The organism is Telluria sp. ZB2R32 (genome assembly GCF_059685715.1).
In genome coordinates, this window is sequence record NZ_JCASIG010000009.1 from 21,562 (window position 1) to 35,031 (window position 13,470).

Annotated in this window: 10 protein-coding genes; 5 read left to right on the forward strand and 5 right to left on the reverse strand. The window is 68.1% G+C overall.

What is annotated here, in order from left to right:
• Positions 1 to 26: 26 nt before the first annotated feature.
• Complete coding sequence (locus AC56LG_RS22075; protein ID WP_497168173.1) at positions 27 to 1,451, forward strand: MFS transporter; 1,425 nt, start codon at positions 27 to 29, stop codon at positions 1,449 to 1,451.
• Positions 1,452 to 1,456: 5 nt separating this feature from the next.
• Positions 1,457 to 2,335: an SMP-30/gluconolactonase/LRE family protein gene (locus AC56LG_RS22080; RefSeq protein WP_497168330.1), complete on the forward strand. Its 879-nt coding sequence runs from the start codon at positions 1,457 to 1,459 to the stop codon at positions 2,333 to 2,335.
• 224 nt (positions 2,336 to 2,559) lie between these two features.
• Here AC56LG_RS22080 and AC56LG_RS22085 read toward each other — a convergent pair whose 3' ends face one another.
• The 3 genes from AC56LG_RS22085 to AC56LG_RS22095 all read right to left on the reverse strand — a co-directional run bounded on the left by AC56LG_RS22085 (position 2,560) and on the right by AC56LG_RS22095 (position 6,011).
• Positions 2,560 to 3,201: an FMN-binding negative transcriptional regulator gene (locus AC56LG_RS22085; protein WP_497168174.1), complete on the reverse strand. Its 642-nt coding sequence runs from the start codon at positions 3,199 to 3,201 to the stop codon at positions 2,560 to 2,562.
• 180 nt (positions 3,202 to 3,381) lie between these two features.
• Positions 3,382 to 4,596 (reverse strand): BT3233 family polysaccharide utilization protein, encoded by a 1,215-nt coding sequence (locus AC56LG_RS22090; RefSeq protein ID WP_497168175.1) that lies wholly within the window; start codon positions 4,594 to 4,596, stop codon positions 3,382 to 3,384.
• A 14-nt stretch (positions 4,597 to 4,610) separates the two neighbouring features.
• On the reverse strand, positions 4,611 to 6,011 hold the full coding sequence (locus AC56LG_RS22095) for a glycoside hydrolase family 88/105 protein (protein ID WP_497168176.1): 1,401 nt from the start codon (positions 6,009 to 6,011) through the stop codon (positions 4,611 to 4,613).
• Between the two features lie 190 nt (positions 6,012 to 6,201).
• Between AC56LG_RS22095 and AC56LG_RS22100 the strand changes: the two genes are divergently transcribed.
• The 3 genes from AC56LG_RS22100 to AC56LG_RS22110 are packed head-to-tail and all read left to right on the forward strand — an operon-like array spanning position 6,202 to position 8,947.
• The gene (locus AC56LG_RS22100; protein ID WP_497168177.1) at positions 6,202 to 7,041 is read left to right on the forward strand and encodes an NAD-dependent epimerase/dehydratase family protein; all 840 of its coding nucleotides are present in this window, start codon (positions 6,202 to 6,204) and stop codon (positions 7,039 to 7,041) included.
• 17 nt (positions 7,042 to 7,058) lie between these two features.
• Positions 7,059 to 7,964, forward strand: a complete 906-nt coding sequence (locus AC56LG_RS22105; RefSeq protein WP_497168178.1) for an aldose 1-epimerase — start codon at positions 7,059 to 7,061, stop codon at positions 7,962 to 7,964.
• Entirely contained in the window at positions 7,961 to 8,947 is a 987-nt protein-coding gene (locus tag AC56LG_RS22110; protein WP_497168179.1) for an alpha/beta hydrolase fold domain-containing protein, read from the forward strand. Before AC56LG_RS22105 ends, AC56LG_RS22110 begins: the two co-directional genes overlap by 4 nt.
• Before the next feature lie 205 nt (positions 8,948 to 9,152).
• On the opposite strand, the gene AC56LG_RS22115 is transcribed toward AC56LG_RS22110, so the two are convergent.
• Together AC56LG_RS22115 and AC56LG_RS22120 are read right to left on the reverse strand one after the other, a co-directional pair.
• Entirely contained in the window at positions 9,153 to 12,614 is a 3,462-nt protein-coding gene (locus AC56LG_RS22115) for a pectinesterase family protein (RefSeq protein ID WP_497168180.1), read from the reverse strand.
• A 52-nt stretch (positions 12,615 to 12,666) separates the two neighbouring features.
• Positions 12,667 to 13,467 (reverse strand): rhamnogalacturonan acetylesterase, encoded by an 801-nt coding sequence (locus AC56LG_RS22120; RefSeq protein WP_497168181.1) that lies wholly within the window; start codon positions 13,465 to 13,467, stop codon positions 12,667 to 12,669.
• Positions 13,468 to 13,470 lie beyond the last annotated feature (3 nt).

The following is a 13,470-nucleotide window of genomic DNA, read 5'->3' on the forward strand; positions in this document are numbered from 1 at the left end:
GACGATAACCATAACGACGAGACATCATGCGAACCGACACCATCAAACAGGCCGCCGCAGCCGGCCGCGCCAACCCAGCCGCCAGCGGCGCCATCGGCACCTACCGCTGGACCATCTGCGCACTCCTGTTCTTCGCCACCACGGTCAACTACCTCGACCGCCAGGTGCTGTCGCTGCTGGCGCCGGAACTGACCAGGGAATTCGGCTGGTCGAACACCGACTACGCCAACATCACCGCCGCCTTCCAGTTCGTCTACGCGATCTCGATGCTGTTCGCCGGCCGCGTGGTCGACCGTCTCGGCACCAAGGCCGCCTTTGCGCTGGCGATCGTGGTCTGGTCGATCGGCGCCATCATGCATGCCGGCGCGATCGGCCTGGGCAACGGCGCCAATTCGGTACTGGGCATGCTCGGCATCGCCGCCGTCCCGGTGTCCGTGATCGGCTTCATGATCGCCCGCGCCGTGCTGGCAGTGGGCGAGGCCGGCAACTTCCCGGCCGCGATCAAGGCCACCGCCGAATACTTCCCGAAGAAGGATCGCGCTTTCGCCACCGGCATCTTCAACTCCGGCGCCAACGTCGGCGCCGTGCTGGCGCCGATCAGCGTACCCTTCATCGCGGCGCACTGGGGCTGGCAGGCCGCCTTCGTCGTCATCGGCGCGATCGGCTTCGTCTGGCTCGGCCTGTGGACCATCTTCTACGAGAAGCCGGCCAGGCAAAAACGCCTGGGTGCCGCCGAACTGGCCTACATTACCAGCGACGACGCGCCGGCCGCGGCCGACGGCAAGCCGCTTGGCCGTGCCCTCTCATGGTGGGAACTGCTCGGCTACCGCCAGACCTGGGCCTTCGCCTTCGGTAAATTCATGACCGACGGCGTCTGGTGGTTCTTCCTGTTCTGGCTGCCGAAATACCTGGCCGCGCAGTACGGCATGACCAGCACCGAGATCCAGTGGCCGCTCGCCATCCTGTACAGCATGACCATGATCGGCAGTATCGGCGGCGGCTGGTTCCCGACCTGGTTCATCAACAAGGGCGCCTCGCCGTACGACGGCCGCATGAAAGCCATGCTCTTGATCGCCCTGTGCCCGCTGGTGGTGCTGCTGTCGCAACCCTTCGGCTACATCAGCTTCTGGGTGCCGGTGATCCTGATCGGTATCGGCGCCGCGGCGCACCAGGCCTGGTCGGCCAACCTGTTCACCACCGTCTCGGACATGTTTCCGAAACGCTCGGTCGGCTCGGTGGTCGGCATCGGCGGCCTGGCCGGCGGCATCGGCGGCGTGCTGGTGACCAAGGTCGGCGGCTGGCTGTTCGACTACTACGGCGCGCTGGGCCAGATCCAGACCGGCTACACCATCATGTTCGCGTTCTGCGCCGTGGCTTACCTGCTGGCCTGGGGCGTCATGAAAACGCTGGTGCCGCGCTACGACGAAATCCGCGAACCACAGGAGGCCTGATGAGCATGCACATCGAACGCGTCAGTGCCAAGCGCGCGCTGGTGGGCGAATGCCCGGTCTGGAATGTACAGGACGGCAGCTGGTACTGGGTCGACATTCCGGCCAAGACCATCTGGCGCCTCGATGGCGCAGGTGAACTGCGCAGCTGGAGCTGCGGCGAAATGGTCGCCTGCATCGCCCCGGCACGCGACGGCAGCATCCTGGCGGGGATGGAAACCGGGCTGTTCCGCCTGGTCCTGAACGACGACGGCAGCGTCGAGCCGACGCGCCTGGCCGCACCCGAGGCGCTTGAAGCGGGCATGCGCTTCAACGACGGCCGCTGCGACCGCCAGGGCCGCTTCTGGAGCGGCACCATGTTCATGGACATGGCGGCCGAACGCGCGGTCGGGGAGCTGTACCGCTATTCTTCCAATGAAGGCTTGTCGGCGCCGGTGGTGGCCGGCCTGCTGACGCAGAACGGCCTGGCCTTCTCTCCGGACGGGCGCACGATGTACCTGTCCGACTCGCACCCGGCCAGCCAGCAGGTCTGGGCCTTCGACTACGACCTCGACGCCGGCCTGCCGTCGAACCGGCGGCTCTTCGTCGACATGCACAATCACCCCGGCCGCCCGGACGGCGCCGCGGTCGACGTCGACGGCTGCTACTGGACCTGCGGGAACGATGCCGGCGTCCTGCTGCGCTTCACGCCCGACGGCCGCCTCGACCGCACGATCGAGGTGCCGATGGCCAAGCCGTCGATGTGCAGCTTCGGCGGGCCCGGACTCGATACGCTGCTGGTCACCTCGATCAGCGCCGGGCAGGACCCGGCCGATCCGTGGGCGGGGGCGACGATCACGCTGCGGCCGGGTGTGCAGGGCGTGGCGGAAACGCCGTTCGGCGGCTAATCGCGCCGTCGGCCATTGTGCACCGTAGGGGTGTTACGTCCGTATTCTTTCACCCGCCGCCGGGAAAATTTCCTCATGACGTAGGGTGGACTCCCGAGTCCACGCGTTACGTGCGTATCCTTTCCCGACTGCGTCGAATATTCGTTCGCACGGCTTCGTGAAGCGCACGTAACGCGTGGGCATGCCCACCCTACGGTACACATCGGCAAACGATCCGTTTCGCGCTACCGGTCCGCCTCGATCGCTCCCGCCACCAGGTCGGCCAGCGCCGCCTTCGGCCGCACCAGCCCACGCAAGCCTTCCACCGTTCCCAGCCGGTCGCGTACCGCCTCGTCCTGGCTCGCTTTCAGCTTGCCCTCGAGCCGCTCGATCGGGATCTCGATGCCGACGATCGCGCGCAGCAGTTTGTCGATGTAGTCGCCTGGCGCGTCGCTCACCCGCCACGGCGCCGGCTGCGCCGCTTCCTGCACGTTCGTCAGGCGATCGAGCATGTCCATCAACCAGTCCGGGTCTTCGACGGCCCGCGCGACGCCATGCGCGTGGACGACGGCGTAATCCCAGGTCGGCACCACCTTTCCATGCTCGGCCTTGCCCGGATACCAGTTCGGCGTGATGTAGCTTTGCGGCCCCTGGAACATTACCAGCGACGGCGTGCCGGCGCCGAGCGCGCGCCAGACAGGGTTGGCACGCGCCACGTGGCCGACCAGCGTGCCGTGCGGGCCGCGGTGGCGGTCGAGCAGGAAGGGGATGTGGTTGGCCACCAGGCCGTCGGCGCCGGCGAGGACCCAGGCGCCGAGGGCGTGTTCACCGATCAGCGCGAACAGGGCGTCGCGGTCGTCGAAGCGGTGGTCGGGGCGGATGTACATGGCAGTCCTGGGCGCGGTGAAGGGAGCGCGCACAGCATGGCGCAGAGCACGCCGAAGGTCAAGCGAGGCAGGGTGGGCACTTGTGCCCACGCGGTCGTACCCATGCATACCCTGAGGCGCGCGAACGAGGTTTCGATATGCATCCGGAGTACCGCGTGGGCACGAGTGCCCACCCTACGATCAGCGGGCGCCGAGCGTGACCTTCACCGGATTCTTCGCGCGCACCGCGGCCTGCGCCACGTAGGCGGCCCAGGCTTCCTGCGACACGATGTGCCCGGCGCGGTCCCAGGCGGCGCCGGCATGGTAGCGCAGCGGTTTGCCCGATTCCACCTTGGCCAGCACCAGGTGGTTCAGCGCGTCTTCGGCGAAGCCGCTGGCGCCGGGCAGTACGATGGCGAGGCCGATCGCGCCGTTGCTGGCCTGCTGCACCCACTGCAGCAGCGACGGATCGGCTTCGCTGCGCACGATCGCGATCTTCGGATCCTGCTTCTTGTCCGACGGCGTCTTGTTCAGGCCGACGGCGACGGTGAGCTGCTGCGGGCCGCTGAAGGTGAAGGTGCTGTCGATCTGGTCGAGCTGGTGGCCGGCGTCGACCGTGAAGCGCTTGACTTCGGAAACCTTGGTGCCGGCCGCATCCCAGGCGTCGTAGCTCAGCTCGAACACCGCGCGTACCGGACCGTTGGCCAGCACCTTCCAGCTCGCGTAATTGGTGCTGGTGGCGAGCGTGGCGCCGTCCCAGACGCCGGTGCCGCCGGCGCCGCGCGACTTGCCGACGTTGTACATGTCCATGCCTTCGCCCTCGTCCTTGTGGTAGTGGTCGTGGCCCTTGTTGTACCAGCGGTCGACGATCGGATAGTCGACGCGCTTGAACCACAGGTCGAGGCCACTGGTCACCAGCACTTCCTTGCCGCTGCCGGCCGGCGCGGGCGCCGCCAGCGCCGGGCCGTAGGTACGGTGCGCAATGCGGTCGTTCTCCCACGCGAAGTCATCCAGGCGTTCCTGCACGTAGCGGGCAAAGGCTTTGGTCGGGAACACCGGGTTCAGGGTGTCGCTCTTTTCGACGGTGAAGCTGGCGCTCTTTTCGCCGGCAGCGAAGTCGTGCTGGAAGATCAGTTCGCCGTAGGCGGCGCCGACGTTCTTCGGGTCCTTGGCCAGCGGCGCCACGTTGGTGACCTGGTGCGGCAGTACGCGTCCCTTCGCGTCCTTGACCACCAGGCGCTGGATCAGGGCGCCGGGCAGGGCGCGATTGACTTCGCTCCACGGGACGGTAATGGTCTCGGAAGGCCGCGCCAGCGCCAGGTCGTGGCTGACCGTGACGGTCAGCGCGTCAGCTGCCAATGCCAAGGAAGGCGCAAACAAGGCGGCCAGCGAAAAACGTAAAACGGTCGATTGCATGAAGCTCTCCTGAATCAGTGGTGTTCGCGGTAGTTGGTCTGGCCGCCCTTGGGCACGAAGTGGTAGGTGCGCACGCGGTGTTCGATGCCGAAGGCCGGGTTGTTCACCAGCTTGATGATCTCGGCGCCGGCCAGCAGCGTCGGGCCATAGCCGTGCAGGGCGTCGACGCTGGTCGGACGGTTGTAGTAATACACCTGGTCGCTGGCGAAGGTGGTGCCGACGCAGGTGCCTTCGACCTGGCCCTTGTCGTTGATCTTGGTCGACAGGCCGGCCCAGCCGGCCACCGCGATCGAACCATAGGTGGTCGGGCTGACCCAGCCCTGGTTGACGGCGTGCGCGAACACATAGGTGAACATGGCGCTGGCCGAGGTTTCGAGGTAGGAGTCGTTCCGGTCGAGCATCTGGTGCCACAGGCCCGTGCCCGACTGCAGCTGGGCGATGCCCTTGAGCGTCTTGCGCAGCTGTTCCAGCACCTTCGGATAGCCCGGATGGTCTTTCGGCAGCACGTCGAGCAGATCGGACATGGTCAGCACCGCCCAGCCGTTGGCGCGGCCCCAGTAGAACTGCGGCGCGTCCGGGTTGTTGGCGTTCGAGCCGTGGGTATAGATGTTCAGCTGCGGGTTGAACATGTAGGCCGACATCTGCAGCACGTTCTTGACGGCGTCGTCGAAGTAGGCGCGTTCGCCGGTCATGCGGCCCAGTTCGGCCAGCGCCGGCACGCCCATGTACATGTCGTCGGCCCACAGCGACACGGCCTGCGGCCGCTCGCGCGCCAGGGTGCCGTCCGGCAGGCGGAACTGCTGCCTGGCGACCCAGTTGCCGCATACGGCGATCTGTTTCGACAGGTCCGGACCGATCCTGGCCGCGCGTGCGCGCATCATCGCCGCGCACATCGAGCCGGCGTCGTCGAGCGAGCGCGGGTCGATGAAGCGCGAAAAGGCGTTGGCGCGCTCGAGCTTGAAGCGTTGTTCCTGGGCCTGGAAGTAGGGCAGCTTGTCGGCGAAGAACTGCAGGTGGCGAGCCGTCATCTCGGTGAAGCGCTTGTCGCCGGTGACTTCGGCGGCTTTCAGCATGCCGGCGTGGACCACGCCCATCTCGTAGACCTGCAGGCCGAAGTCGGCCTCGCTCTCGGCCATGACGGCCTCCTTCACCGGCGTCCTGAAGTCGGTGATCGGGGCCTTGGTCGACTTGTTGACCACTTGCGACGGTGTGTGCGCATCCATGTAGCCGCGGATGCGGTGCAGGGCGGCCGTGATCTCGGCCGGGACCGGCTTCTTGTACGGGACCGGGTAGGTACCTTCGCCAGGATCCTTGGCGCTCTTGTTGTCGGGATTGCGGTAGGGACCCTCGGCGGCGGCGGGGCCGAGGACGGAGAGGGTAACGAGGGCGGCAAGCAGCTTGGTCGGCAGGTTCAAGGTCGTCTCATCGAGTGGATTATTGTGGAGCAGTCCGACTGGCCGCAAGGCGCGGTCGCGGATTGCTTTTTTGGTCAGGCCATTCTAATGTGGTCTGACCGCATGCGCAAGGCGGACTAGCCGGTTAGAGAAACTTCATGGCATACTGCCAGCAGAGACAGTTTTTTTCGAACCCACCAGGAAGAACGGCATGACCCAATCCGCACCGACCGCAGCAAGCCAGCCCGTCAAACCATTCAAACGCATCCTGCTCACCGGCGCCGCGGGCGGCCTCGGACGCATCCTGCGCGAGCGCATCGCGCCATGGGCGGAGGTCGTGCGCCTGTCCGACCTGAACGAGGTCGGCACGGCCGGCCCGAACGAGGAAATCGTGCGCTGCGACCTGGCCGACAAGGCGGCCGTCATGGCGCTGGTCGAAGGCGTGGACGCGATCCTGCACTTCGGCGGCATCTCGACCGAGGCGCCGTTCGAGGACATCATGCAGGCCAACATCCTCGGCGTGGCCAACCTGTACGAAGCGGCGCACAAGCATGGCGTCAAGCGCATCATCTTCGCCAGCTCGAACCACGCGGTCGGCTACTACAAGACCACCGACATGCTCGACGCCAGCATGCCCGTGCGCGCCGACAGCATGTACGGCATCAGCAAGTGCTTCGGCGAGACCATGTCGCGCTACTACTACGACCGCTTCGGCCTCGAGACCGTCTGCATCCGCATCGGTTCGAGCTTCCCCGAGCCGGCCAACAAGCGCATGATGACGACCTATTTCAGCTACGACGACCTGACCGAAATGCTGCGCTGCTCGCTGTTCGCGCCGCGCGTCGGCCACACCATCGTGTTCGGCATGTCGGACAACGACAGCCTGTGGTGGGACAACCGCTACGCGCGCCACCTCGGCTACAAGGCCAAGGACAGCTCGTCGCAGTTCGCGTCGAAATTCCCGGACACCGCCGAATTCCCGGCGGCGGACGACGTCACGACCATCTACCAGGGCGGCAAATTCCTGCTCGACGGCCCGATGTTCAAGTAAGCCGCAGGTTACGCCACATGATGGAGATGCTTCACCTGCGCTGCGGCGCGCTGCACGCCGAGGTGCTGCCCGGCGCCGCCGGCGGCCTGGGGCGCCTCGACTGGCGCCGCGGCGCCGATACCCATGCGCTGCTGCGCCCTTACGTGCACACACCCGGCGCGCCGGCGCCGGCGACCTCGCAGCTGGCCTGCTTTCCCCTGGTGCCGTGGTCGAACCGGATCGATCCGGCCGGCTTCATGTTCGAAGGGCGCAGCGTTGCGCCTGCGCCCAACCGCGCCGGCGAGCCGTGCCCGATCCATGGCGACGGCTGGCAGCATCCGTGGACGGTGGAAGCGCGTTCCGCGACCGGCGCCACGCTGCTGCTTGACCGGCGCGGCGGCGCGCCGTTTTCTTACGTGGCACGCTTGCGCTATACCCTGGGCGAGACGGCGCTGCAGGTGACGCTCGAAGTCACGAATACGGGAGCCGTGCGGCTGCCGTTCGGGCTGGGCCTGCACCCGTGGCTGGAACGCCGTGCCGGCGTGACGCTGCGCGCGCATGCGCGCGGCACCTGGACCCGCGACGCGCGCGGGCTGCCGGACGAGAGCATCGACCTGCCGCCGGAATGGGATTTCGCGGCAGCGAAAGTGCTGCCGGACGGCCAGGTCGACCACGCGTTTCGCGGCTGGGATGGCCAGGCCGAGGTGTACTGGCCGGACAGCGGCGTCTCGCTCGCGATCGAGGCCGACATGGCCTATTACATCCTGTATGCGCCGGCCGGGCGCGACTTCTTCTGCTTCGAACCGGTCGACCATGCAATCAATGCCCACAACCTGCCCGAGGGCGCCGTGCGCAATGGCTTGACAGTGCTGGCGCCAGGACAGATGCTGCGCCGGCGCGTCGTGTTCCGCGTGCGCAACCACGCGTCAAAGGAGGCTGCATGAGAACCGTGCGCGTGACCTTGATGGCGGCCGCGCTGGCCGGTTGTGCGGCAGGCGCCTGCGCCCAGTCCGCCCCCGACAGCTATACCGCCGAGACGACCTACACCAAGCTGGTCAAGCAGTACCCCTTTATCCAGGTCGCCAGCCGCGAGGTGCCGGCGTCGGTGGAAGCGCTGCGCGACATCACTTACGTCAGCCACGGCACCCGCGCCCTGCAGCTGGATCTCTACTTGCCCAAGGCACGCGCCGGTAAAAAGCTGCCCGGCATCGTGCTGGTGCACGGCGGCGGCTGGCGCGCCGGCGTGCGCGCCAACTTCGCGCCGATGGCGATCCGCATGGCCGAACGCGGCTACGCGGCGGCCACGGTCAGCTACCGCCTGTCGCCGGAAGCGCCATATCCGGCCGCGATCCACGACGTCAAGGCGGCGCTGCGCTGGATGCGCGCGCATGCGGCGCAGTACGGCATCGATCCGCAACGCATCGCGGTCGGCGGCGGCTCGGCCGGCGGACAGATTGCCAGCCTGGTCGGCGTGACCGGCGGGATCGAGCGCTTCGATCCGGGCGCAGTGGCCGGCGCCGCATCGAGCGCGGCCCAGGCCATCGTCAACATCGACGGTTTGTCCGACTTCACCTCGGAAGCGGCGCGCAAGTACGAGGACGACCCGGCCAAGCAGCCCTCGTCGGCCGGCGCCTGGTTCGGCGGGCGCTATGCGGAAAAGACAGCGCTGTGGCGCGAGGCCTCGCCGACCTTTTACGTCAATGCGCAGACGCCGCCGATCCTGTTCATCGGCAGCGCCCAGACGCGCTTCGCGGTCGGGCGCGAAGAGATGATCGCGAAAATGGATGCGGCCGGGGTGCCGAGCCGGGTGCTGCTGCTGCCGGAGACGCCGCACAGTTTCTGGCTGTTCGATCCGTGGCTGACGCCGACGGTGGAGGCGACCGTGCGCTTTCTGGATGAGCATATGCGGGGCGGCGCGAGCAAGTAGGGTCCCGGTTTGCCGGCGCCGTGGCCTTCATCCAGTTTGCTGAAATGCGGGCGGTGATCCGCGTGGAGTCAGGACTCCACCCTACGTTACACAACCGTCTCGTGAACTCGCCGGTGAACGTGGTGCACCGTAGGGTGGACTCCCGAGTCCACGCGTCTACACAGCCGGATCAAACGCAACGCATCCGCCGGCCACATTTGCGCCATCACGGCGCCGGGTCCCATCCTTCGCCGCCATTGAACCCGCCAAAAATCACATTCCTGCTCCCAAACCGCGCCGCCGCTTCCTGGGCCGTCAGCGCATAGCCGCCCACCCGGCGCGCCAGGTCCAGCGGCTTGCCCGCCACATCCATCGACCCATATTCGCGCCAGCCGTGCGCCGCATCGGCCACGGCCGGATTCGGCGCCGGCTCGCGGTTCACGCCCGCGCCGGCCCAGCCGATCGGCGCCACATGTTCGCCCATCCGGCAATTGATGTAGACGACGTTGTCCCAAGTCGATGCCGTGCCCGGACTGCGCGCCAGGTAAGTGGATCCCGCAGGCACGCCATTCCCCTTCGGGCCCGGCCCGTGGGTCAGCGCGCTGTTGAGGAACACGAAGCCGGGGTCGCCCCGCGCGACCGTGCGCGCCTGCACAATGTAGCCGCCCGATTGTGCATCCTTGCTGTCTCCGACCGAACGCAGCTCGCTTTCCTCGAACAGGGCGGCGCGGTTGGCGCCCCAGATGAAGTCGACGTTGCCCTCGACGAGGGTGCGCCAGAACCAGGCATAGCCCTTCACCTGGATCGTGTCCTGCTCGCTGTAGAAGCTGGCGTTCTTCGCCACCAGGCGCCCGCCCTCGACGTTGAAGTAGACCGTCTCGGCCTGGCCCGAACGGGTGCTTCCGCGCAGCGTGGTGTTGCGCAGCGTGAGGTTCTCGAGCGTCAGCAGGTCGGACTCTTCGACCGCCAGCAGCGCGCGCCCGCCCGAAAACGAAGGCGAGCCCGCGCCCTGGCTGCCGCCCGAACCCGGGTTCAGTCCGTCGTTGTTGGTGGCATGGATGACGACGCCGTCGCGGCTCTCCCCGCGCAGGCGCAGCTTGTCCTTGCCGAGAATGAACAGCAGCTCGCGGTAGCGGCCGTTGCGGATGTCGACCGTGACCGGCGTCGCCTTGTCGAAAGCGCGCATCGCGTGGTTCAGCGCGCCCTGCACGGTGCGGAAGTCGGCGCGGCCGTCGTCGTCGACGGTGAGGGTCGTGCCGGTCGGGGCTGCGTCCGCCGTGCGAAAGGTCCAACGCCCGATCGCGCTGCCCGGTACCACGCCGTCGCCGACCAGCACATAGTACTCGGTCGCGTAATCGAGCTTGCCGAGGTGCGGCTGCACCAGCAGCGTGTTGCCCTCGACCGTCACCGGCGTGAAGCGCACGTGGCGCGCACGCGCCTGGCCGGGATAGCCGATGGCGCGCACTTCCTCGCCAAGCGCGATGCTGTCGACCAGTGCGTCGTCGCGCACGCGGTGGATGCGGATCGCGCCGGTGCTGCCCAGCACCGGGGCCTGCGCAAAGCCGATGCGCAGGAGCGTGTCGACCGGGACCTCGCGTGCGCCGCTGGCGGGCGCCAGCGTCTGCGGCCCGGGGCCGGCAGCGGCGGAAGCGGCCTTGAACGGCGCGCCGATGACCGCATCGATCGTGCTGTGCAGCGCCGGATCGTCCTTGGCAGTGACAATGATGCGCGCCGTGCCTGGTGCGCGCGGCGTGATCGCGATGCCCTCCGCGGTGACGGCGACCGCGGCCACCGCCGGATCGCTGGAACGCGCGCCGTAGGCCAGGCGCGTGACGCCATCGCTGCCGACCGCGCTGATGGCGAGCGGCTGCGGCGCGTCGCCGGCCTGCGCGCGGAACTGCGGTCCGGCCAGCGCCGGTGCGATACGGGCCGGCTGCATGCCGGGTACGCCGGCGCGCAGGTCGTCGAGTTCGAACATGCCGCCCTGGACCAGGATCCCGGTGCGGGCAGCGGCGCCATTGAAAGCCGGCTGCGGCGCGGTGGTGATCTTTTCGCCGTCGAGGTAGACGGCGAGCATGGCCGGCGCCATTTCCAGGCGCAGCGTGGCGAAACGTCCGCCCGGCAGGCGCGCGCGTGGCACCGTTTTCAGGCGGGTGAGCACGCCGTCCTGCATGCGGACCAGCTGGATCGCCATGGTGTCGCCGCTCGCCGGCAGGTCGATGCCGGCGCCGACCCAGTTGCGCGCGTCGACGTGGCGGCCGACCAGGAACAGCGAACGCGCCGGACCGCCGGCGCCGGTACGGACCTGCGCCTCGATGAAGGCTTGCTGGGCGCCGGCCGCCGTCATGCGCGCATCCTTCGACAACGCCAGCATGCGCCCGCTGCCCCCGGCTTGCAAAATACGGTTGTGTGCGTCGGCACGGACGGCCAGCGCAGCCTCGCCCTCGCGCGTCAAGTCCCAGCCGGCGGCGCCCCGATCGAACCCGTCGCAGCCCAGGAAGTCGGCCGTCGGACAGCCGGCAACGACGGGCCGCTGCACGATCCTGCCGGCGCCGGCCTGCGCGCGCACGTACTCAGGCATCGCCTCGGCCGGGCGCGGCGTGAACGGATAGGGAACACTCCACGCCGGCGTGGCCGCCTGGCCGCAAGGCGCAATCGTGGCGCCGTTCAGCAGCGAACCGGTATCGGTGAGGACGCCGGCTTCGGCACCGTCCTCCGCGCCGTTCTCCGCGAAATGGCGGATGGCGTCCTTGCACGAGCGCGCGCCGGCGATCTCGAAGGCGTTCGCCTGCGAGACGATGCGTGCGCCATGGGCCACGCCGACGCCGTATTCGTAAGGGTAGGCCGGATGCTTGCGTTCGCCCACGTGGTAGTTGTTGAACAGGTGGACCTGGCCGAAGCGCACGCGCGGCGCGCGGCTGGCGACGTTCTCGAACAGGTTGTTGCTGATCGTGACGCGCAGGTGGCCGGCGTCGCCGGTGGCCTTGTCGCTGGCGCCGATCAGCATGTTCTTCTGGTGTAGCGCGAAGTGGTTGTACGAGATGGTGACGAAGTCGGCCGCGTCGCGCACGTCGAGTGCGCCGTCGTGGCATTGCCGGTGCTTGCCGTTCTCGACCGGCAGCAGGTCGTCGGTATCCGGGGCATCGGTGAAGCTGTTGTGGTCGACCCAGACGTGGTGCGCACCGACGATCGAGACGGCGTCGAACTGCGCGTTCCAGTTGCCCTTGGCGCCGTCGTTCGGGTCCCATTCCGGGGCGACGTCGCAGGGATTGCGCAGGCGCAGGTTGCGGATGATGACTTGCGAAACGCGCGTCACGTCGATGTGCGCGTTGACGAAGCCGGCGTTGGCGCCGAGGCCGACCAGGGTGGTGTTCGAAGGGAGCGAAACGCGCCCGCGCTTGGCCTGGTCGGCGGTACTGGCGAAGGGGCGGCCTTCGCTCATGTCGATGATGCCTTCGACCTGGACGATGCGGCTGCCCGGGGTACGCTTGTCGAGCGCACGCCGCAGCGCGGGCGCGTCGCGCACGGTGACGATGTTCGCCGCGTCGGCGCCGCCGCGGGTGCCGCCTTCCCGGGCGGCCCAGCCGTCGAGCGGGGCGTGCTGGCGAACGAAGGAAAGGGAGGGGGGCGCCGCGATGGCAAGCGTGGTCATGGCCGCGAGGACCGGGACAAGCAAAATGTGCTTCATGGGACTTCCGGATGCGTGGGCGGCGCATCCGAAAGGCGCGCCGCAAAAAAATTTATGGGCGCACGGCGGCGTAGGCAGAAGGCGCGGCGAATTGCCCCTTCAGGTCGGGGAACAGGCGCACCAGTTCGGCCGCGACCATGCCTGAGAAAACTTCCGACCCCTTGGCGCCGACGTGGGTACGGTCGAACGCGCTTTTCGGCGCGCCTTGCGGCTCGACGCTGGCCGCACTGGCCGGGGCGCCGTAGTTGGCGGGACGCGGCGCCTGCGCCAGCGTATCGGCTTCGTCCTGTCCCATGCGCTGGACGGCGGCGGCGCTGATCGCATTCAGGTCGATCAGGGCCAGCTTGCGTTCGTCGGCGACGCGGCGCGTGGCGGCGGCCCAGGGCGCGAGGTCGTCCTTCAGGTACGCGCCCTTGAAGCTGCGCCGGGTGAGCGGCGTGACCAGCACCGGCACGCCACCGAGGGCGATGGCTTCGTCGGCGTAGCGCGCGATATTCTGCGGGAATTGCGTCACCAGGTCGGTCGAGCGGCCCGGTTTGCCCGGCTGGTCGTTGTGGCCGAACTGGACCAGTACGTAGCTGGCGGAAAAGGCGGCGCCGTCTTTCAGCAATGCCTGCACCTCGTCCCAGCGGCCCTCGGCGCGAAAGCTGCCCGAACTGCGCCCGCCGCGCGCCAGGTTGACGCAGCTGACCTCCGGCTTGAAGCGCGCGCACAGGGCGTCGCCGTAGCCGGTTCTCGTCGCCATGGTGGAATCGCCGACGAGGATGATGCGGACGGGTTTGGAAGGGGCGTCGGCGGCGAGCGCCGGAAGCGCGCACATCGACAGGGAAAGGAGGGCGAACGGAAGCTTCATTCA